The organism is Telluribacter humicola, from assembly GCF_017355935.1.
Lineage (GTDB): Bacteria > Bacteroidota > Bacteroidia > Cytophagales > Spirosomataceae > Telluribacter > Telluribacter humicola.
Genome location: NZ_JAFIQT010000001.1, coordinates 381,249 through 401,718 on the forward strand (window position 1 = coordinate 381,249; position 20,470 = coordinate 401,718).

Annotated in this window: 15 protein-coding genes; 9 read left to right on the top strand and 6 right to left on the bottom strand. The window is 48.8% G+C overall.

Annotated elements, in window-relative coordinates:
* Window positions 1-381 precede the first annotated feature (381 nt).
* From JUB14_RS01830 to JUB14_RS01840, 3 genes are all read right to left on the bottom strand, one after another.
* The gene (locus JUB14_RS01830) at window positions 382-1,899 is read right to left on the bottom strand and encodes a GH3 auxin-responsive promoter family protein (RefSeq protein WP_207503985.1); all 1,518 of its coding nucleotides are present in this window, start codon (window positions 1,897-1,899) and stop codon (window positions 382-384) included.
* A gap of 560 nt (window positions 1,900-2,459) precedes the next feature.
* A complete protein-coding gene (locus tag JUB14_RS01835; RefSeq protein ID WP_207503987.1) occupies window positions 2,460-2,717 on the bottom strand; it encodes a GlsB/YeaQ/YmgE family stress response membrane protein in 258 nt (85 codons plus the stop codon).
* Window positions 2,718-2,831: 114 nt separating this feature from the next.
* Entirely contained in the window at window positions 2,832-4,250 is a 1,419-nt protein-coding gene (locus JUB14_RS01840) for a S41 family peptidase (protein ID WP_207503989.1), read from the bottom strand.
* Window positions 4,251-4,547: 297 nt separating this feature from the next.
* Between JUB14_RS01840 and JUB14_RS01845 the strand changes: the two genes are divergently transcribed.
* Window positions 4,548-5,696, top strand: coding sequence for a hypothetical protein (locus tag JUB14_RS01845; RefSeq protein ID WP_229367473.1), 1,149 nt, complete (start codon window positions 4,548-4,550; stop codon window positions 5,694-5,696).
* Between the two features lie 85 nt (window positions 5,697-5,781).
* Here the strand turns inward: JUB14_RS01845 and rocD are convergent, their stop codons facing one another.
* Window positions 5,782-7,041: an ornithine--oxo-acid transaminase gene (rocD, locus tag JUB14_RS01850; RefSeq protein ID WP_207503991.1), complete on the bottom strand. Its 1,260-nt coding sequence runs from the start codon at window positions 7,039-7,041 to the stop codon at window positions 5,782-5,784.
* Window positions 7,042-7,137: 96 nt separating this feature from the next.
* Here rocD and JUB14_RS27855 point away from each other — a divergent pair, with 96 nt between their 5' ends.
* The 5 genes from JUB14_RS27855 to JUB14_RS01875 all read left to right on the top strand — a co-directional run bounded on the left by JUB14_RS27855 (window position 7,138) and on the right by JUB14_RS01875 (window position 11,905).
* Window positions 7,138-7,353: a C1orf53 family protein gene (locus JUB14_RS27855; protein ID WP_207503993.1), complete on the top strand. Its 216-nt coding sequence runs from the start codon at window positions 7,138-7,140 to the stop codon at window positions 7,351-7,353.
* A gap of 87 nt (window positions 7,354-7,440) precedes the next feature.
* Window positions 7,441-7,680 carry a 50S ribosomal protein L28 gene (gene rpmB, locus JUB14_RS01860; RefSeq protein WP_207503995.1) on the top strand — a complete coding sequence of 80 codons (240 nt, stop codon included), beginning with the start codon at window positions 7,441-7,443 and terminating at the stop codon, window positions 7,678-7,680.
* Between the two features lie 206 nt (window positions 7,681-7,886).
* Window positions 7,887-10,253, top strand: a complete 2,367-nt coding sequence (locus tag JUB14_RS01865; RefSeq protein WP_207503997.1) for a TonB-dependent receptor — start codon at window positions 7,887-7,889, stop codon at window positions 10,251-10,253.
* Between the two features lie 20 nt (window positions 10,254-10,273).
* Window positions 10,274-10,942 (top strand): NAD(P)-dependent oxidoreductase, encoded by a 669-nt coding sequence (locus tag JUB14_RS01870; protein WP_207503999.1) that lies wholly within the window; start codon window positions 10,274-10,276, stop codon window positions 10,940-10,942.
* 12 nt (window positions 10,943-10,954) lie between these two features.
* Window positions 10,955-11,905 (top strand): DUF4249 domain-containing protein, encoded by a 951-nt coding sequence (locus JUB14_RS01875; RefSeq protein ID WP_207504001.1) that lies wholly within the window; start codon window positions 10,955-10,957, stop codon window positions 11,903-11,905.
* A 185-nt stretch (window positions 11,906-12,090) separates the two neighbouring features.
* On the opposite strand, the gene JUB14_RS01880 is transcribed toward JUB14_RS01875, so the two are convergent.
* Both JUB14_RS01880 and nadC read right to left on the bottom strand, forming a co-directional pair.
* Entirely contained in the window at window positions 12,091-14,199 is a 2,109-nt protein-coding gene (locus JUB14_RS01880; RefSeq protein WP_229367475.1) for a ComEA family DNA-binding protein, read from the bottom strand.
* Window positions 14,200-14,215: 16 nt separating this feature from the next.
* Window positions 14,216-15,064 (bottom strand): carboxylating nicotinate-nucleotide diphosphorylase, encoded by an 849-nt coding sequence (gene nadC, locus JUB14_RS01885; protein ID WP_207504003.1) that lies wholly within the window; start codon window positions 15,062-15,064, stop codon window positions 14,216-14,218.
* Between the two features lie 272 nt (window positions 15,065-15,336).
* On the opposite strand from nadC, the gene JUB14_RS01890 reads away from it, so the two are divergent.
* The 3 genes from JUB14_RS01890 (at window position 15,337) to JUB14_RS01900 (ending at window position 20,394) form a co-directional block, all read left to right on the top strand.
* A complete protein-coding gene (locus JUB14_RS01890; RefSeq protein WP_207504005.1) occupies window positions 15,337-15,666 on the top strand; it encodes a hypothetical protein in 330 nt (109 codons plus the stop codon).
* 146 nt (window positions 15,667-15,812) lie between these two features.
* Complete coding sequence (secDF, locus tag JUB14_RS01895) at window positions 15,813-18,794, top strand: protein translocase subunit SecDF (RefSeq protein ID WP_207504007.1); 2,982 nt, start codon at window positions 15,813-15,815, stop codon at window positions 18,792-18,794.
* 133 nt (window positions 18,795-18,927) lie between these two features.
* A complete protein-coding gene (locus JUB14_RS01900) occupies window positions 18,928-20,394 on the top strand; it encodes an amino acid permease (protein ID WP_207504009.1) in 1,467 nt (488 codons plus the stop codon).
* Window positions 20,395-20,470 lie beyond the last annotated feature (76 nt).

The window sequence follows — 20,470 nt, forward strand, 5'->3', positions numbered from 1 at the left end:
CTAAAAAAGTATAGATCAAAGATGTGGCTGATGGTGAGTACATTGGTCGCTACATTAGGTATTGATAAAGATTTTTCGTCGTGGGCAAAAAAATACGGATTCACTACCTCCTGCGCGAAGTAAGCCACGTACGGGTATTCAATATTACTGATATTTAAGAGTCGCAGCAGAAAGGCAAAGATGAGCGGGCCCGCCAGCGTCTTTGTCTAAACTCTCGGTTTTCTTAGAACAGGGAAGTGAGCAGGGGCAGTACTTAAATAAGCAGATCTGTCTGGAATAAACTCAAGATCATACGATATATTATTTATCTCTTAATTACTTCGCAGATAAACTCGCTTAATAGATAAAAGTATGTAATAAGAGATTGATTAACAGTAAGATTTACCCTATTGTCTCCAGGATAGCTTCAAGGTAGGTACGATCATTACTCAGGCGGGGTACTTTATTCTGACCACCCAGCTTATTACGCTGTCCCATCCAGGTATAGAAGGTGCCGGGGGCTACAAAGTGAATGAGGGGTGGGAGCAGGGCCATATCCTGGTAACGCTTAGCATCGTAGTCGGAATTGACATGGCGGAGCGTTTCGTCCAGTACCTGGGCAAACAGCTCCCGGCTGCCGGGCTCCTTGGAAAACTCAATGATCCACTCGTGACGACCGCGTGAACCATCACCCATATACACCGGGCCGGCCGTAAAATCACTGACTATAGCACCCGTACGGTTGCAGGCTTCGGTAATGGCTGCCTCCGCATTCTCCACAATTACTTCCTCACCGAAGGCATTGATAAAATGCTTGGTCCGGCCGCTTACCTTGATTCGGAAGGGGTACTTTGATGTAAATTTGACCGTATCACCGATGATGTATCGCCAGAGCCCAGCGTTTGTGGAGATGACCAGCGCGTAGTTTTTGTCCAGTTCGACCTCATCCAGGGTGAGGGTACGAGGGTACTTATTACCCAATTCTTCCATGGGCATAAACTCGTAAAATATACCATAGTCCAGCATCAGGAGCATTTCGCCGACGCGGCTCAGGTCGTCCTGAATGGCTATAAAACCTTCTGAGGCATTATACGTTTCGAGGTAGGTGACCTGATTGGATGGGAAGTATTTGGTCATAAACAGCTCCCGGTAGGGATGAAAGGCCACGGCTCCGTGCACAAATACCTCAAAATCCGGCCACACATCGAGCATCGAGCTAGCTCCTTTGCGCTTCATGATGCGGTCTAGTAACACAATAGTCCAGGTAGGTACTCCCAGAATACTGGTAACATTCTCTTCTGAACAGATCTCAGCCATTCTGTCCAGCTTCTCCTCCCACTTGTCCATCAGTGCTACCTCCAGCGGGGGCGTACGCAGAAACTGAGCCCAGGTAGGCAGATTCTGCATAATGACGGCCGATACATCCCCTGCCTGCGTATTGGGGTTGTAGGGATTGGGGTGCAAAGTACCTCCAATTGATAATCCTTTTCCTTCATATACCTGGGTGTTGGGGCGGTTGTGGATCAGTAGAGTCATCATATCCTTTCCTCCCATGTAGTGACAGTCTTCCAGTGCCTCGGGCGTAACGGGTAAGTACTTGCTTCGGGCATTGGTAGTACCTGATGATTTGGAGAACCACTCTGCCTGGGTTGGCCACAGGACATTAGGCTCACCTTTTAGTACACGCTCCAGATAGGGAAAAATATCTTCATACGTAGAAACAGGTACCTGTTCACGGTATTCACGAATGGTTTTTATCTGTGCATACTGGTACTGCTGCCCCCATTCGGTATAGCGGGCGGTGTGAAGCAAGTCAGAAAAAATAGCCAGCTGCGTTTCGACTGGATTGGTCATGAAATGCTCAATGCGTTCTATACGGCGCTTTAAAAACCAAACCGTTACGTCATTTACTAATTTCATAGCTAAGGATAATTAGGATTAGGATATTGTTCTGTAGAGCAAAGTTAGTGATTTCCTTCGAGGTGACCGAAGTGGTTAAAATAGTCAGAAATCAAGCTAATAATTAATAAGTACCTGAAAGCAGGAATGGCTTCTAATTACCAAAATAAAGCCATACTAATGTACGCTTTACCCGCTGGAATGGCATAACACAACTAGGAGGAAGATAAATAAGCGGGCTGCAAGATTGAATAATGGGGGAGAAAGGATCCAGAAAGACTACTACTGGCTAGTTTAAAAAATTAGCTGCAATGTAGTTATTGCCGGATCAGGAGCCTCTGAAAATGCTGGTGTGGAGGAGCGTCCGGTGGCTTTGGTGATGCAGGAGATCCTAAAATGAGCTCCGTAACTGGTGGGTGAGCTAGAAGTATCAGATAATAAAAAAGCCTTTGAGCAGTAAGGATTAGATAGTTGTATGGTTGGTCGATAGTAGAAAATCAAGCTGATTGTACTACATATACGTATTCTCAACACATACTCCTAATCCTATCCTTTAGCTCAAAGGCTATAAGATTTTGTTTTTATGCTCTTCGGGTACTAAACCGTCTGTAAAGCCAGAGGAGAAGAACAGCTCCCAAAATTGCAATGATCAGGCTACCAAAGTTGAAGCCATCTACGGTACCAAATCCAAATAGAGATGAGACAAATCCACCCAGAATGGCACCACCGATACCAATCAGAATAGTAACAATAAATCCTCCCGGATCTTTACCGGGGTGTATGGCCTTAGCTATAAATCCTGCCACAAGACCTACTAATATCCAAGTCAGAATGCCCATAATAGTTAATGTGTTTTAGTGTCTGAATATATGTTTTGTTGTAGGTAATAAAAAAAGCATGCCATCCAGCTTTACTGGATGGCATGCTTAAACAAACACTATGGCAGATGCAGATCAATGCACAGGTAGTTCCTCAAACATATTACCCCCACCGGCTTTTTCGTCAATTGTTGAGTACACATCAGCACCGGCTTTAATAGTAGGGGCGTCTTCACCTACCCCCTGACGGGCTACACGGCTCCCCAGTATCTGGAAAAGTGTCTCGCCTAGTAGTGGATCACGGGCATCGCCATAGGGATATAGCAGCACACCTTCTGACTTTTCGAAATCAGGCTTAAATCCATTAGTATACTCAGACTGCCGCCGGCTGTTGAAAGATTTGGAAACTATGGGCTGAATTCCCCACTTGATCTTTTTCTTATCATCGCTAAGGGTAATTGAGCCTACATTTTTACCCGTAGTACGCAGTCCTACTACTACCACGTCCATATAGGGCTTAAGGCCATTGATAAGTAGCTCACTGGCTGAGGCCGTATTACCCGAAGTCAGAACGAATATCCGGTTAAGAGTACCTCCTACATTCTGGCTCTTGTTCAAAAACTTATCAGCAAAGAAGTTCTTGCCGTATTCCTTTTCCAGTTCGGGTGTGATGACTTTATTATATTCCTTATAGGCAAATACTTCAGTAGAATTAACCCCCCTACCGATAAGGCTAGCTAGATTGGTTGCTGAGCTTACATAGCCTCCGCGGTTATAGCGTAGGTCAAGGACCAGCTCGTTGATACCCTGAGACTTGAAGTTGGCAAAGATATTATCTAGCTGCTGATCGTATGATTTGGTTGTAGAGCCATTGGGGCCGGGTATAAACTGATGATACACCACATAGCCGATGCGCTTGGAACCTTGTGTAAATACGGTATCGAAGTGTACAGGATTAGCCTGTAGTACAGCGGGAGTTACGTCACGATTTTCGGGGCTATCGACCACACGACCTGATCCATCAAGAGCACCTACCGTGAAGGTCTTCTTGCCATCGCCGGTATAGAGTAAGTTATAATAGTTGGAAACAGTAAGCTTCTGGTCATTAACCTTTGTAAAGTAGTCTCCCCGCTTAAAGCCTGCTTTTGCAGCAGAGGTGTTGGGATGAGTATAGGTAACTACTCCAAATACCTCATCGCTGCCGCTGGCGTAGCGTACAATCCGAAATTCCATACCCGTAGATTTGGTCTCGCCACTCAGAGATGCTTTCAATTCATCGGCACTTTCCTGAATCCAGGAAAAACGGTCGCCATCGGGGCGGTTAACAGCGTCAAACCGGTATAGGATTGATTCGAAGAAAGCTTGGGTACCTTGTTCGTAATTAGGAGCAGTGGGGAGTTTGTCATTCCAGTAGTACCAGGTCTTCATATTATCATATACCCACTCGTTCACTTCCCGGTCAGTAGAGGTGCCTGTGGGATCTATACTATTTTCCCGGCAGGATACAAGCAGGCTGACACTGGCGAACAACACCAATAAACTCTTAATTCTCATTATAGTTGCGGTTGTTGATTAGGTTAGATTTACGTGCTTACAGCTAACGACGGTAACCTTGTTTTAGTACAAATCGTTCCGGATCGTATTGCAGCTCCCGGTAGCTGGCCAGGGAGCAATTATATTTTTATCAAATAACAGCCTTCCCGGTGTCTTTTTACTTAAAAATAAGATAAAGGATAGCATTTTAAGTCGCTCTGAACTTTTCCTTTTCTTTCACACAAGACAATCCTGCCTCTAGCCGTTGTACTTACGAATATATGCATTTTTCGGATCACTAAAAGCAAGGTGTTGAGGATGAAAAATTTTGTGTGGCTAGGTTGTATGTGCCTGATCGGGAGCTCGCTGTCCCTGGATGTAGCGGCACAAGACGACAACAACCCTCGGGAAACTTTTGTGTGCAACTATGTAGATGGGGGGCGGTTGAAGAGTCCTCAGGAAATCTGCAACTATTTATCCTTTACTTCTAACCGCCACGCCGAACGGGTGGTGGAGCGAATTCTGCAGCCGGTAGGTCTTACCCGTAACTTTGTGGTAGTAGAGTGTCCCGAGAGCGACAACTGCTTTGCTACCGTAGTAGATGGTAAGCGCTTTATTATCTACGACGGTAAGTTTATGAAGCAGATCGAAAGTATCACCAACACCGACTGGTCTGCCATCAGTATAGTCGCGCACGAGATCGGGCACCACCTGCAGGGCCATACAATTGACGGAATGGGAAGCCGCCCCAGCAAAGAACTGGAAGCCGACCGGTTTTCCGGATTTGTGCTGCATCAGTTGGGAGCTTCACTGGATGAATCACTGATAGCCATTCGTACCCTATCGGGTCATGAAAACACAGATACCCACCCGGGACGTCAGGTTCGGGTAGATGCTATCCGGCAGGGCTGGGGTGAAGCCGAAAAAATGTATCCTCGTTGGAATAAGTCAAATGGGGGCGTAGCTTCTACTCCTGCACCTTCTCGCCCGGCTCCTGTATATCAGCCTTCGTCACGTCCGGCTCGGGAAAAAGAAGAAGTAATAGAAACAGATATTACCGTCAGAGCTCCGGCAGCACGCGTCAAAGGCTGCGCCTCGGGTGACTGTACCGACGGGATGGGTATTATGGTTCGGGAGAATCAGGAGCGTTACGAAGGGGAATTTATGAACGGTAAAAAGCATGGCGTGGGGATTCAGTATTACCCCGACGGTATGGTCAGATATAAAGGAGAGTTTGTGAGTGATGCCCGCTCTGGACGTGGTACCTACTACTTCTCTAATGGAGACAAGTACATAGGCTACTTCCAGAACAACGTCCCCCACGGCAAAGGAAGCTACTATTATACTGACGGGGAAAGATTCTCCGGTACTTTCAAGAGTGGAGTCAGGGATGGATATGGTGTCCTGTACCGTGCCAATGGTACCCGCCAAGCAGGGTACTACCAGGATGATAAACGAGTCAGGTAATAGGAGCTATCGCTGGTAAGTATTTAGTGTATTCTATAAATAGATTGGGGTGGAAAGCCAGCTTTCCACCCCAATCTATTTATTATTAACCTTCGAAGGTCAGAAAAGCTTCTTCGATTATAGTGCAGGCCTGGTTCATCTGCGCTTCGTTGATAACCAGAGGCGGAGCAAAGCGGATCTTATTGCCGTGCGTAGGCTTGCAGAGCAGCCCCTGCTCCATCATGGTGAGGCAAAGTTGCATGGCCGTAGGGCTTTCTTCGGTATCATTGATTACAATGGCATTGAGCAGCCCTTTTCCCCGCACCTGTTCGATCAGGTTGCATTGTTGTTGAAGAGCCTCCATTCGGTCCCGGAAGATCTGCCCCATCTGCTGTGCATTTTCGGCCAGGTGCTCGTCCTCTACTACCCGGAGGGCTTCTATGGTTACCGCACAGGCCAATGGATTCCCGCCGTAGGTAGATCCGTGCTCGCCGGGGCGTATCGTCATCATGATCTCATCATTGGCCAGCGCCGCCGATACGGGCATAGTACCTCCCGAAAGCGCCTTGCCCAGTACCAGTATGTCGGGTTTTACGTCTTCCCAGTCGCAGGCCAGTCGCTTGCCCGTGCGTCCGATACCGGTCTGTACCTCGTCGGCAATGAATAGTACATTATATTTAGTACATAGCTCCCGTACCCCTTTCAGGTACCCTTTATCAGGTACCAGTACTCCTGCTTCACCCTGTATAGGCTCCACCATGTAGCCAGCTATGTGCGGATCTTTTCTGAACAGGTCTTCCAGAGCATTCAGGTCATTGTAAGGTACTAGCTCATAGCCCGGCAAAAATGGTCCGTAATCATTGGTACTGGAAGGGTCCGTGGAGGACGAGATCGCTGCCAGTGTACGTCCCCAGAAGTTACCTTCGGCGTATACGGTTTTAGCCTGATCCTGCGGGATGCCTTTTACTTTGTAGGCCCACTTGCGCGTTAGTTTCAGAGCCGTTTCGCCACCTTCTACGCCGGAGTTCATCATCAGTACCTTATCGTAGCCAAAGTACTCGCAAAGGAATTTTTCGCATTCGCCCAGGCGATCATTATAAAAGGCACGGGAGGTAAGAGTGAGCCGCTGGGCCTGGTCGATCATCGCCTGCACAATGCGGGGGTGACAGTGGCCCTGGCTTACAGCGCTGTATGCCGACAGGAAGTCCAGGTACTGCTTGCCTTCTACATCCCAGACATACACACCTTCTCCCTTACTCAGTACAACGGGCATAGGCTTATAGTTATGGGCGCCATATCTGGCCTCCATTTCTATGGCCCCCTGGGCTGTGGCTCCTGGTGTGGTAGTTTCAGTAGAGTGTATCATAATACTATCAGATTATATCGGATGAAGCGTATCAAACAAAGATAATAAACACGCTGTTGGAAGGTTAAAATTATAAAAAACCCACATTCAGACCTAATGCATAAGAAGGGTGGTAAATCTGGTAAAACCTCTTTGGCCCAACGTAAGGGACTCTCTGAGGAAGATTATTATTTAAACGATAGTGGCTTGATGGTATTTACGGAACAGTATCATCTAAAGCGCGGCTATTGCTGTAAGAATGGCTGCCGGCACTGCCCTTATGGATTTACTACCAGGGTGGCTGGTGGGGCGGTAAAGCCTGAAAGTGAATAATATTCAGGTATTTTTTGAGAGATAAGCTTGCTGGTTTAGGAAGTTTTGCTGATATTTGCAGCCTCATTTGCAAAAGTTGAAAGAATCATGGCTAAGGTTTGTCAAATTACTGGAAAAAGAACACGTGTAGGTAACAACGTATCGCACGCTAATAATAAGACGAAGCGTAAGTTTTACCCTAACTTGCAGAAGAAGCGCTTTTTCATTCCTTCTACGGGTGAATGGGTTACTCTGAAAGTATCTACGTCGGCTCTTCGCACTATCAACAAGAATGGTGTTGAGGCTGTTATCAAGAAAGCTTACGAAAAAGGTACGCTTACTTTCTAAGACATTGTATCGCGATACAACGAATTTGTTAACGTGTTGCTAAAGGCTTCTCCTACTCGGTGAAGCCTTTTCATTTTTGCCTCCTTCCGTTTTTTCTCGCCTCTTTCCGCTCAGCCCCACTTTTAGCTGTTCATCATTTTTTTGTACCGAACCATTCACGGTATGCGTTGTTTTGCTTTGTATACTAATGAGAAAAATTCAATTCTATGAGATGTTGGCTGCGTTTACTCCTCTCTTCTTTTCTCCTCTTATGCATAGGTACAGCAGGTAAGGCACAGGATAAAGTTACGGTTAGTGGGTATGCTAAGGATGCTTCTAACGGCGAAGGCCTGATCGGGGTATCGGTATATGTACGTGAGGCGGGCACTGGGGTTGTCACCAATCCCTATGGTTTTTATTCACTGACCCTGCCTAGTGGCTCCTATACCCTGGTGTTCAGCTATATCGGGTACAATAAAGTAGAAAGAACAGTCACTCTCACTACCGACCAGCGTCTTGATGTAGAGATGTCAGAGGAAAGCAAGCAGTTGCAGGAGGTAGTAATATCAACCCGGAAGGAGGATGAGAATGTAAGGAGTATAGAAATGTCGGTAAACCGGGTAGAGATGAAAACCATCCGGCAGATGCCCGCCCTGCTGGGGGAAGTGGACCTGATCCGAAGTATCCAATTACTACCGGGTGTGACTACCGTGGGTGAAGGAGCATCGGGTTTCAATGTGCGCGGTGGAGATATCTCTCAGAATCTGGTCCTGCTCGACGAAGCTCCTGTCTACAATTCCTCCCACCTGTTTGGCTTCTTTTCGGTATTCAACCCGGATGTGGTCAAGGATGTCAAACTGATCAAAGGTGGTATACCGGCTCAGTACGGGGGCAGAATCTCGTCCATTCTGGATGTGCGGATGAAGGAAGGAAACTCTAAAAAACGTGAGATTAACGGAGGAATAGGAACTATCTTCTCCCGACTGACCTATGAGCAGCCCTTCATGCAGGGGCGCGGATCATTCATTGTGGCGGCGCGTCGCTCTTATATAGATGTATTGGCTAAGCCTTTCCTGAATAAAGACCTGAAAGGGGCTCGCTTTAACTTCTATGACCTGACCGCCAAAGCCAACTACCGTCTCAATGATAAGAATACCTTCTATGCCTCCGGCTACTTCGGGCGCGATGTATTCGGGGCTGATTTTGGTTTTGGCTGGGGCAATGGTACCGCCACTGCCCGCTGGAACCACATATTTTCGAACAAGCTATTCCTGAACCTGACCGGCTACTATAGCAACTACGACTACGCGCTGGAGTCAAGCCGGGATGAGAATAACCCCGACCGGTTTACCTGGAACTCCAAGATCATCAGTAAGAGCGTCAAGCCGGACTTTACCTACTACCTGACGCCCAACAACCAGATTACCTTTGGGGGCCAGTATATCCACTATGACTCCCGCCCTGGTGCGGCTATAGCGATTTCGGCGGGTGAGCGACGTGATATTAGCCTCGACCCCCGCTATGGCGACGAGTCAGCTCTGTACATAGGTAATGAGCAGAAGGTAGCCGACTGGCTGTCGCTGCAGTATGGCATACGCTACTCCCTCTACCGCTACCTGGGACCAGGACAAGCGTATGACTACCGGGAGATTGTGAAAGGTGAGCGGAAATTTCCGGTACTGCCGGGTGAGCAGTATGAAAAGGGAGAGGTGATACAGCAGTATGGCAACTGGGAGCCCCGCTTCTCAATGAACATAGGTTTATCATCCACGGCTTCGATCAAAGCCAGCTATAACCGCACGGCCCAGTACCTGCACCTGCTCTCCAATACCGCCGCCAGCTCTCCGTTGGATGTATGGACGCTGAGTACCCGCAACATCCGCCCCGAACTGGCCGATCAGGTAGCGCTGGGCTGGTTCCAGAACTTCCGGGACAATACTTTTGAGGCGTCCGTAGAAGTCTACTACAAGACCCTGCTGAATCAGATCGATTACGTCCGCAACTCTGATCTGCTGCTCAACCGTTACGTCGAGGGTGACCTGCTCTTTGGTGAGGGACGGGCCTACGGAGCGGAGTTCTACGTCAAAAAGAACAAAGGCCGTCTGACCGGCTGGCTCAGCTATACACTGGCACGTACAGAGCGCCTGATTGAAGGAGTCAACAATGACGACTGGTTCCCCGCCCGATTTGATAAGCCCCACAACTTTACCGCGGTGGGTATATTCGGGCTGAACGACCGCTGGACCCTTTCTTCCAACTTTACCTATACGTCCGGGACACCCGCTACCTTCCCGACCAACCGCTTTGTCTGGAACGGATGGGCCCTGCCTTACAATACCTACAATGCCCGTAACAACAACCGCATTCCGGCCTACCACCGATTAGACCTGGCGGCTACGCTGAAGGCACGTCGAAAGTTATTCGGAAAGGGTGAAGGAGAGTGGGTATTCTCAGTATACAACGTGTACAATCGCCGCAATCCTTTTTCGGTATATGTACAGCAGAAAGAAGATATGCCTCAGGTCACAGAAGCGATACGCTACTCTGTAATAGGTACCGTAGTACCCGCTGTGACCTATAATTTTAAGTTTTAACCTCTATTTGAAATAATACTATGTCTACTCCTCAAACTATAACCGTACTGGGGGCCACTGGACGTACGGGTATCTGGATCGCGAAGGAAGCGCTGGCGCAGGGATACAAGGTACAGGCCATTGTCCGTAAGCCAGATGCATGGAGGGTACGGCACGAGAACCTAACAGTAATAGAAGGCTCACCCAGCGACGAGCAGGTACTTCGTAAAGCCCTAGCGGGTAGTGATGCCATACTTAGTGCACTAAATATTTCCCGTAAGACCGATTTTCCCTGGTCGGCGCTCCGGTCGCCGGAGGACCTGCTTTCATCTACTGCCCGGAAACTGGTTCGTGTTTGTCAGGAGTTGAAGGTCAAACGTCTGATAGTTACCACCGCCTGGGGGGTAGCCGAAACTAAGAAAGACATACCCGGCTGGTTTCGGTTCCTGATTGATAACAGTAACATAGGAGTACCCTACCGGGACCATGAGCGGCAGGAGGAGGTTATCGAAAAGTCAGGTCTGGACTGGACCCTCGTCCGCCCCGTTGGTCTTACAAATGGTACTGGGGAACAGGAAGTGAAAGTAGTACTAGACTCTACCTCCCGACCTAACCTTACCATCAGCCGCCGGACAGTAGCGCTATTTATGCTGGAGTGCCTGGCGGAAGGGCGATACGTAAAGCAAAAGCCGATAATTTCTTCAAACTAGGAGTAATAGAATATGAAAACGAGACGTAGCTATATTTCATTCGTATACCTGGTAGTACTACTGGCGACGAGTACGTGGCTGGTCAGTTGTGAAGATGTGATAGATCTGGAGGTAGAGAATGGGCCTCAGCTACTCGCGGTAGATGGCTGGATCACCAATCAACCGGGCCCGCAGCGCATCCGCCTGACGCTGGCATCGGGGTACTTTGATAATAACGAGCCTCAGCCCGCCCTGAATGCAGAGGTGACCATAACCGATGATCTGGGTAAGGTATTTACCTTTGAAGATATCAACAACAACGGCGTATATGAGTGGAAGCCTCAGCAGATTGATACGCTCAATGCTTTGACTTTAGATACACTGGGTCATATAGGGCGGAGCTACACACTGCGTGTGAAGTACGCGGGCGAAGAGTATACGGCTACCAGCACTATCAGGCCCGTACCGGTTATTGACTCCCTGGTGTATCAGTTTGAAAGCTTGCCTTTCACGCCACCTAATGGCCCGAAGGAAGGCTATATTGCGGAGTTTTACGCCCGTGATTTTGCAGGCGTAGGGGATACCTATTGGATCAAAGCCCTGCGGGGAGGAGGCTTGTACGCTGATGATCCCGAAAATATTACACTGGCCTTTGACGCGGCATTTTCACCCGGTTCTGTATCGGACGGATTGGTGTTCATACTGCCTCTCCGACGCGCTATCAACGTTAATCAACTCTTTTCGGCCGGCGATACGGTGGGGGTTGAGCTGCATAGTATTACACCCGAGAGTTACTACTTCTTACAGCAGGTACGGCAGGAGTCATCCAACGGAGGCATATTTGCTACGCCACCGGCTAATATTTTTACCAATATCCGTAATCGTAATCCCAACGGACAGAAAGCGCTGGGCTTTTTTGGAGCTTCTGCCATCAGCCGCGCCGAAACTATTATAGATCCGGCGAAAGCGCGCCCGGAGGAGTAGAGTACTGAGTAAGTCAGTGAATGAGTGATTAAGTGAAAGGCCGAATAGGAAGGTGGAGTGGCAAAAGAGTGAAACGTATTCTAAAATTAGCGTGAGGTACCCTATAGCAAATACGAGGAATCTCACTGATATCCTGCCATCGACATTCACTCATCCACTCATTCATCCAATCAAGCACAACTAACTTAAAACTGATACATCACCTGTGCTTTCACATCACTACGGGTACTGCCTTGTATTTCGTTAAGGCCGGAGCTAATAACGTCAATATTGGAGTAGCGGGTTTGGGACCAGCGGAGCCACACCCGCAGGTGCTTGTTAAGTACATACCGCGCCATGAGGTAGTGACGGGTGCCCTGGTTGTAATAGGCGGGTAGCGAGAAAGCATACAGCACATCCTTCTCATATACATACTGGCGGCTGTCGTACCCATCGGTGGAGAAGACAGCTACACGAGCACTCAATTCGAGCTGCCGCCACCGCCAGGTTACGTCCTGTAGTACTGTGACACCTCGTGAGCGGGAGGTACCCTGATAGATAAAGTCCCCACCCTGCACCCGCGTACGCACGCTGTATTTCAGAGGTACTTCGTATTCAAAATTGATCAGAGCCGTACGGCGAATGGTGGTAGCAAGCGGACGCATAGGCTGTTCGCTGCTGCCAGGCAGGTTGCGCTGCTTGTGCTCCTCATGCAGGAGCGCGTAGGTACGCAGTCGGCGGTTGGGCATCCACTGCGCGTGCAGGAAATAGTCATAGCCGTCTGAAGGAGCATTGATCAGGTACTTGAGCCAGGGGAAGCGAAAACGATCGTAAAACCCGCTGAACTGCCAGCGACGACTGGGCGAGTACCTGAGTCCCCAGTAAGTACCCGTTTCGTTGATGGGTCGGGTAGCCTCACCGAATGAGTTGCCGTAGAAGGTGTGAAAGTGCCGGTCGTAGTGGCGGAGCAGGAGGGTAAAGTCCAGTGTCTTGCCCAGAGCAGCTATTAAGCCACCAATCCCCCCAACACCCCCGCTCGTGGATCGTGCCCCCTCACCGAAGAAGTGAATATTCTGCCAGCGGTAGTCGCCGTGTATACCTACCACCAGATTTTCTTTTCCGGTAAATTCAAACCGATTATAAGGAACATTACGTCGCTGGAGATCAGCTCCGAAAGTAGTATGCAGAGCCGTAATACCTACCTGTCCCCGTTGCGAAGGAGCGCGGTACAGAGCATGAAAACCCAGATTCTGCTCCGGGATAATACCCTGCCGGGCCTGCTCAGCGGGCGTTCGGTGCAGTCCGGCTGTTTGTAAAGACGATACCAACAGTTGGCCCGGCAACACGTTATCAGGATTAAGGCTGGCGTCGCGGCGTACGCCCGAGTAAAAGGCCGTAAAGTCGATGGTACGGGTCAGTGCGTAGGTAGCGGCAATCCCCCGAAAGAAGCCTGCCTCCAGTACCGAGGTGTAGGGGCGTAGCCCGAGGGTACTACGGTAGGTAGTCCGGATCACCTCTGCTCCTTTTCCCAGCGAAAAGCCCGCTGCCACCACCATGCCCTGTCCGGCCTGCATCTGAAAATCCCCCACAATAAGGTTCTTGAGCCGCCCCCGGTTCATGATTTGGGCGTGAAAGGAAGTAAAGTCGGGACCGAACACCTGCCGGTCGGGCTGCCAGCGTACTAATTCACCGGCGTCTTTCTCCATGGTAAAGCCAATGCTGTAAGCGCCGGTACGGGCATAGCGGTAGCGGGCGTACCACTGCATAGGACCACCCACGTAGCGGGTCAGGGAGCGTGAAGAGGTATCAACAGCGGTAAAGCCACGCTGGGTTTCGAGAAGCCGCTCCGTGCGAAGCATCAGGAAGTGCTGCGTAGGATTTTGAAGGCTCTGCCTGAAGGGGAGGCCCGTTTCCTGCACAATTACAAACGGCAGCAGGCGTCGGATAGTAGGCAGGTCGAAACCCGGTATGGCCTGTAATTCATACAGCGACAGGAGCGGCCCTAACTTAGCGCGGTAGTCGAAGAAGGCGTTGAGCTGCTCCTGCGACAGCAGATAAGTAGCCGCCAGTTCATCACGGGTGACGGTATTGAGATTGCGCGGGTTGGTGTAAAGCTGGAAAAGAGCTTCGTATAGCTCTTCGTAGTTGGCCTCATCGGTAGGTACCGGGAAAAGCTCCTGAATAAAGGCGTTAATATCGATTTCAGGACGGGGAGGTTCCTGAGCGAATATCGGAGAGGATATCAAAACAAAGAGCCATACCATCTGGCGTAGGGTAGTAACTATCGCGGATGGTATGGCTCTTTTAAAATCCATATCGGTTCAGCTAGCGTCAGAAGGCCTTCAGACTTAGATCCAGGCTCTTGATCTGGTGCGTCAGGGCTCCGCTCGATATACCATCTACACCGGTTTCGGCTACGGCTCTTAGGGTCGTCTCATTGATATTGCCCGACGCCTCGGTCTCGAACCGGTCACCAATGCGGCGTACTGCTTCGCGCATATCATCCAGCGAGAAGTTGTCCAGCATGATGATATCGACTCCCCCTACGCGCAGTATCTCGTCTACCTCGCCCAGGTTACGCGCTTCTACCTCTATTTTGAGGGTTTTTCCAGTTTTCTGAATATAGGTACGGGCGTTGCTGATAGCCGCTTCAATACCTCCGGCGTAGTCTACGTGGTTGTCCTTGATCATGATCATGTCGTAGAGGCCCATGCGGTGGTTAACGGCCCCACCTATACGGGTTGCCATTTTTTCGAAGGCTCTGAAATTGGGAGTAGTCTTCCGGGTATCCAGCAGCTTGACGGGCAGATCGGCAATGAGGTCTACCATGTGTCGGGTAGAGGTAGCTATGCCACTCATGCGCTGCATAATATTGAGTACCAGTCGCTCGGCCTGAAGGATAGAACGCGCGCTGCCTTCAACGGTCAGTACCACATCTCCCACCTTTATCGAGGCACCGTCCTGCAGTTGTACATCTATATCAAGAGTAGCGTCTACTTCTTTGAAAATAGTCAGCGCTACTTCTACTCCCGCCAGTATACCGTCCTGCTTGACCAGCAGGCGAGCCCGCTTGGAGGCCTCAGCAGGTACACAGGACAATGAGGTATGGTCACCATCGCCAATGTCTTCTAGCAGCGCCAGTTTAATAAGATCTAGTAAATTATGAGGATTTGTTTCCATGTCGCCGAAAATACTGTGTACTTATGAAACGACCAAACCTCTATTTTCGTTACAGGGTACATAGAAGGTGCTCATTTGTAGAAGATAACATCTTGATCCTGTATAATGTGTATTTAGATAGTTTCAATATTTTCTTCTTATAATACCACTAATATCTACCAAACATTTGGTTATCTGATTTTTTGGAATGAACTTTGCGCCCTCAAACGTAAACCGACTGCCTGACAGTGCATAAGAAGCAACGACATATCACCCAATTTGTGAGCTGGTTCATGGCCACAATACTGCTTATGGTAGCAGTAGGGGGTAAGTCATGGTCAGTATCGCAGGAGGGAAAGCATAAGGTGGCCCTGGAGCAGAAGGCTACCGCAGCGGATGAGAGTCGCTCTGATGCCGCTAAGGTGAGTGAACTATCGCTGGATGCGGTAGTGATACCGGCGGCTTCTTTTGATTTTGCACAAGCTATTTACTTGCTTCCACCGCCTACCTGGCATTTTGTGGAAGTTGCTACGGCAATACCGGCTTCTTTCAGTGAGCCGTTTTATCTGTTCTCTTACTTTCGAAAAGTCTTTGGGCATCATATTGCCATCAATGCTCCCTAAGCCCGTAACTCACGGACTTCCTTCGCGGAAATACTCTTATCATCAGTAGATACATCGTTCTGTAGCGTATGTCATTGACATAGCGCCAGGGCATAAGTATCACCTATTTCTTCTTATGTAATTATCTTAATCTATCTGTATAACAAATGCGTAACAAAACCGGAATAATCGGATTGACGATAGTAGTGGCTTTGATCTGCCTTTACTACCTGTCATTTACTTTTGTAGCTCGGAACTACAAGCAGAACGCTGAGGCGTATGCTACCGACGCTCAGGGTAAAGTTGATTTCAGCAAAAAACAACGCTACATTGACTCACTATGGCGGGAAGATGTATACCTGGGCCATACGCTTCAGGAAGTAATGGAGCGTGAGTTGGGCCTTGGCCTTGACCTGCAGGGAGGTATGCACGTAGTACTCGAAGTATCACCTACGGATATCGTGAGTGGACTGGCAGGTGGTAACGCCCGTAGCGCGCAGTTCCAACAGGCTCTGAAAAAAGCCAATGAGGCTCAGAAAACCAGCCAGAGTAGCTTTGTAGACCTATTTGTGGATTCTTACAAAGAGATAGCTCCTAACGCTCGTCTGGCCAGTGTGTTTGCTAACAGTGCTAACCGTGGCAAGATCAGCAGCAGCTCATCAGATGCCGAAGTAATCAATATGCTCAATACCGAAGTGGAAGGAGCAATTGATCGTGCTTTCGAAATCATTCAGGCACGTGTGGATAAATTTGGGGTAGCTAACCCTAACCTGCAGCGTCTGCCCGGTACTAACCGTATTTTGGTTGAGCTACCCGGTGTAGATAATCCTGAGCGGGTTCGTCGTCTGCTTTCAGGAGCAGCCAAGCTTGAGTTTACCGAAGTATATACTATTCAGGAGATTGCTCCTGCTATTGATCAGCTAGCCGTATACCTGGCTCGTGAGGATGCTTCTAACAAAGTATCTCCTAACAAAGCAGCAGCAACTACTACTGATACTACCAAGCAAAATGCAGCCAGCAGCCTTGAGGCGCAGCTTGCTCAGAAGAGTGATACTGCTCAGGCCGATACATCAGCTCTGGCCAGCCAGACTGCTGCTCTAACCAACTTGTTTGTACCCCTTCCGCAGGGACTGGGTGTATATCTGAAAGATACAGCTCGTGCCGGTGAGATACTCCGTCGTCCCGAAGTACGTGCCATGTTCCCTAACGATATCGTATTTGCCTGGGAGCGTAAAGGTATGGAAGCTACGAATGGTCAGGAGATCCTGCCTCTGTATTTTGTAAAGAAGCCTAATGGTAAGGCTCCTATGGAAGGTGAAGTGATCGTTGACGCCACCAGTGACTACGATGACCGTGGCCGTCCGGAAGTAACTATGCGTATGAATGGTGAAGGTGCCCGTAAATGGCGTACTCTGACTGCCAACAACATCGGTCGTCCTGTAGCTATTCTTCTGGATAACCTGGTGTACACTGCCCCTACAGTACAAGGTGAGATTCCTAATGGTAACTCCAGCATTAGCGGTAGCTTCACCGTAGAAGAGACCAAGGATATGGCTAACGTACTGAAAGCCGGTAAACTACCTGCTCCTACCAACATTGTAGAGGAAGCCGTGGTAGGTTCAACGCTTGGTTCGGAGTCTGTTACAGCCGGTATCCTTTCTTCACTGGTAGGTTTGGTCGTAGTATTGGTATTCATGGTGGTGTATTATAGCCGTGCCGGTTGGATCGCTGATATTGCTCTGTTCGTTAACTTGTTCTTCCTGATGGGCGTAATGGCCTCACTGGGTGCTGTACTTACACTTTCTGGTATCGCGGGTATCGTACTAACCATTGGTATGGCGGTAGATGCCAACGTACTTATCTATGAGGGTATCAAAGCAGAGATGGAAGCCGGTAAGCCGTTCCGCCAGGCCGTTACAGATGGTTTCAAAGGGGCATTATCTGCCATCATTGACTCGAACGTAACTACCCTGCTGACAGGTGTGATCCTGTTTGTATTCGGTACAGGTCTGGTACTGGGCTTTGCAACTACGCTCGTGATAGGTCTGATAACCTCACTGTTTGCGGCCATCTTCATTACCCGACTGCTGCTGGAGTACCAGGTGAACAAAGGAAAGACATTCACTTTCACTTCATCTCTGACCAAAAACTGGTTCAAGGATACCAACTTTGACTTTGTGTCACAGCGTCGTAAGTTCTACATTATATCTTCGGCTATTATAGCTATTGGTATTGCCTCGTTTATTTTCAAAGGCTTCGGTCTGGGTATTGACTTCAAGGGAGGTCGTTCGTATGTAGTACGTTTCGAGCAGAATGTGAATACGGACGATGTACGTCAGAGCATGACTGCTGCTCTTGGCGAAGCTCCGGAAGTAAAAACCTTTGGTGGATTCAACCAGGTTAAAGTTACGACTGACTACCTGATCGAAGAGACTACTCCCGAAGCGGATGAGCAGGCTAAGGCCAAAATCATCGCTGGTATTTCAGGAGTAAAAGGTAACAGTGGTGAGATCGTAAGCTCTTCAAAGGTAGGACCTACCATGGCATACGATACTATGATCTCGGCTATTTGGGCCATATTGCTGGCGGTAGCGGTTAACTTCGGATATATCTTCCTGCGTTTCCGCCGGTTAGCGTTCAGCTACGGAGCCGTAGCAGCCCTTGCTCATGACGTAATCGTGCTGTTGGCTATCTTCTCGCTCTTCAATGGTCTGCTGCCTTTCTCACTGGATATTGATCAGGCATTCATTGGTTCTATCCTGACTATCATGGGTTACTCCATGAACGATACGGTGGTAATTTTTGACCGTATCCGTGACTATCTCAATGACAAGGGAGGCAAGCGTGAGAGCATTCCAACGATCATTAACAATGCATTGAATAGTACTCTGAGCCGTACGGCTGTAACGGGTATCTCTACCATGCTGGTGTTGGTGGTGCTCCTGATCTTTGGTGGTGAAGTGATCCGCGGATTTACGTTCTCTATGCTGATCGGGGTTATCGTTGGTACTTATTCTTCACTGTTCATTGCAGCGCCTATCGTAGTGGATACTCTACAGCGTGACCAACTGAAGGAAGCTGCCGCAGCTCCGGTAGTACCCGTTGAGACAGCTCCTGCCGGTAAAAAAGCGAAGACTGCTAAGGCATAATTCATACAAATAGAAAAAGGGAAAAGTATCTACTTTTCCCTTTTTCTATTTGTACCAATCCTGCATTAACCAATTTTACATTTGTTTTATTATTCATTGACACTAAAAATTAAGTATCTCTCTTCTTTTTACTATGGCAAATCAACTTTGGATAAGAAAACCTCTGGCGAGATTACAGGAGGAGTCATCCGATGAAGGAAATCAACTGAAACGCTCGCTTGGGGCATCTAGTCTGGTTGCACTTGGGATCGGCGCTATCATAGGGGCCGGTCTTTTTTCACTCACAGGTATTGCCGCTGCCGAACATGCCGGTCCGGCCGTAACCATATCATTTGTACTGGCGGCTGTTGGTTGTGCCTTTGCCGGTCTTTGCTACGCTGAATTTGCTTCAATGATTCCCATAGCCGGGAGCGCCTATACGTATTCTTATACTACCATGGGAGAGTTCGTAGCCTGGATCATAGGCTGGGACCTGGTACTTGAATATGCCCTGGGTGCTGCTACGGTGGCGGTGAGCTGGTCGAGGTACCTGCTCGAGTTTCTGAATGGCTTTGGTATACATCTGCCGGTTGAGTTGGTATGTTCGCCGTTTGAAAAAGTAAAACTCAGTGATGGTACCATTATCGAAGGTGGTGTGATCAACCTGCCGGCTATTCTGATTGTATGGTTGCTGTCGCTGCTGCTCATCAGAGGTACACAGGGGTCTGCCCTAATGAATAACATACTGGTGGTGGTGAAAGTAGCTGTGGTACTTGTTTTTATTGCCCTGGGCTGGAGCCACATTGATCCTGCTAACTATACGCCTTATATTCCGGCTAATACGGGTGAATACGAGCACTTCGGCTGGACGGGTATTGCTACCGGAGCCGCGGTGGTATTCTTCGCCTTTATTGGTTTTGACGCGGTGTCTACAGCAGCGCAGGAGGCTAAGAATCCTCAGCGTGATATGCCCATTGGTATTCTGGGTTCACTAGCCGTTTGTACTATTCTGTACGTACTGTTTGCCCACGTAATGACGGGTCTTGTTAACTACAAGCTATTTGCGAACGATGCCAAGCCGGCTGCTACTGCTTTTGCCCAAACCGGCTATGACTTCCTGCAGAATGGTCTTATCGTTGCTATTCTGGCGGGATATACCTCCGTAATGCTGGTGATGCTACTGGGCCAGAGCCGGGTATTCTATACCATGAGTAAGGATGGACTGCTTCCCAAGTTCTTTAGCGAAGTACACCACAAGTTCAGCACGCCCTGGAAAACCAACATCTTCTTCATGTTGTTCGTAAGTGTTTTTGCTGGTTTTGTGCCGGTTAGCGATCTGGGTCATATGGTAAGTATAGGTACCTTGTTTGCCTTCTGCCTGGTGTGTGCGGGCGTATGGATGCTGCGTCGTAAGATGCCTGATGCTCCCCGTTCGTTCAAGGCGCCTCTGGTTCCTTTCGTACCTTTAGCGGGTATTGTTGTGTGCTTGTATCTGATGTACTCGCTTCCAATAGAAAGCTGGTACCGACTGGCTATCTGGCTGGGAATTGGTCTGGCCATTTACTTTGGCTATGGCAAGAAAAACAGCCTTATGGGCAAAGAATATAACCAGAACCAATAGGTAAAAGTCATTAAAAAATAAAAAAGCCCGCAAGTACTTCACTTGCGGGCTTTTTTATTGCTTCTGATTGCAATTT

Bases quoted from the DNA above. Each gene is read 5' to 3' on its own strand.
- rocD (WP_207503991.1), bottom strand. From the start codon at position 7,041: ATGATACACTCTACTGAAACTACCACACCAGGAGCCACAGCCCAGGGG.
- secDF (WP_207504007.1), top strand. From the start codon at position 15,813: ATGCGTAACAAAACCGGAATAATCGGATTGACGATAGTAGTGGCTTTG.
- rpmB (WP_207503995.1), top strand. From the start codon at position 7,441: ATGGCTAAGGTTTGTCAAATTACTGGAAAAAGAACACGTGTAGGTAAC.
- JUB14_RS27855 (WP_207503993.1), top strand. From the start codon at position 7,138: ATGCATAAGAAGGGTGGTAAATCTGGTAAAACCTCTTTGGCCCAACGT.
- JUB14_RS01830 (WP_207503985.1), bottom strand. From the start codon at position 1,899: ATGAAATTAGTAAATGACGTAACGGTTTGGTTTTTAAAGCGCCGTATA.
- JUB14_RS01900 (WP_207504009.1), top strand. From the start codon at position 18,928: ATGGCAAATCAACTTTGGATAAGAAAACCTCTGGCGAGATTACAGGAG.
- JUB14_RS01870 (WP_207503999.1), top strand. From the start codon at position 10,274: ATGTCTACTCCTCAAACTATAACCGTACTGGGGGCCACTGGACGTACG.
- JUB14_RS01875 (WP_207504001.1), top strand. From the start codon at position 10,955: ATGAAAACGAGACGTAGCTATATTTCATTCGTATACCTGGTAGTACTA.
- JUB14_RS01865 (WP_207503997.1), top strand. From the start codon at position 7,887: ATGAGATGTTGGCTGCGTTTACTCCTCTCTTCTTTTCTCCTCTTATGC.
- JUB14_RS01840 (WP_207503989.1), bottom strand. From the start codon at position 4,250: ATGAGAATTAAGAGTTTATTGGTGTTGTTCGCCAGTGTCAGCCTGCTT.
- JUB14_RS01845 (WP_229367473.1), top strand. From the start codon at position 4,548: ATGAAAAATTTTGTGTGGCTAGGTTGTATGTGCCTGATCGGGAGCTCG.
- JUB14_RS01890 (WP_207504005.1), top strand. From the start codon at position 15,337: ATGGCCACAATACTGCTTATGGTAGCAGTAGGGGGTAAGTCATGGTCA.
- nadC (WP_207504003.1), bottom strand. From the start codon at position 15,064: ATGGAAACAAATCCTCATAATTTACTAGATCTTATTAAACTGGCGCTG.
- JUB14_RS01880 (WP_229367475.1), bottom strand. From the start codon at position 14,199: ATGGATTTTAAAAGAGCCATACCATCCGCGATAGTTACTACCCTACGC.
- JUB14_RS01835 (WP_207503987.1), bottom strand. From the start codon at position 2,717: ATGGGCATTCTGACTTGGATATTAGTAGGTCTTGTGGCAGGATTTATA.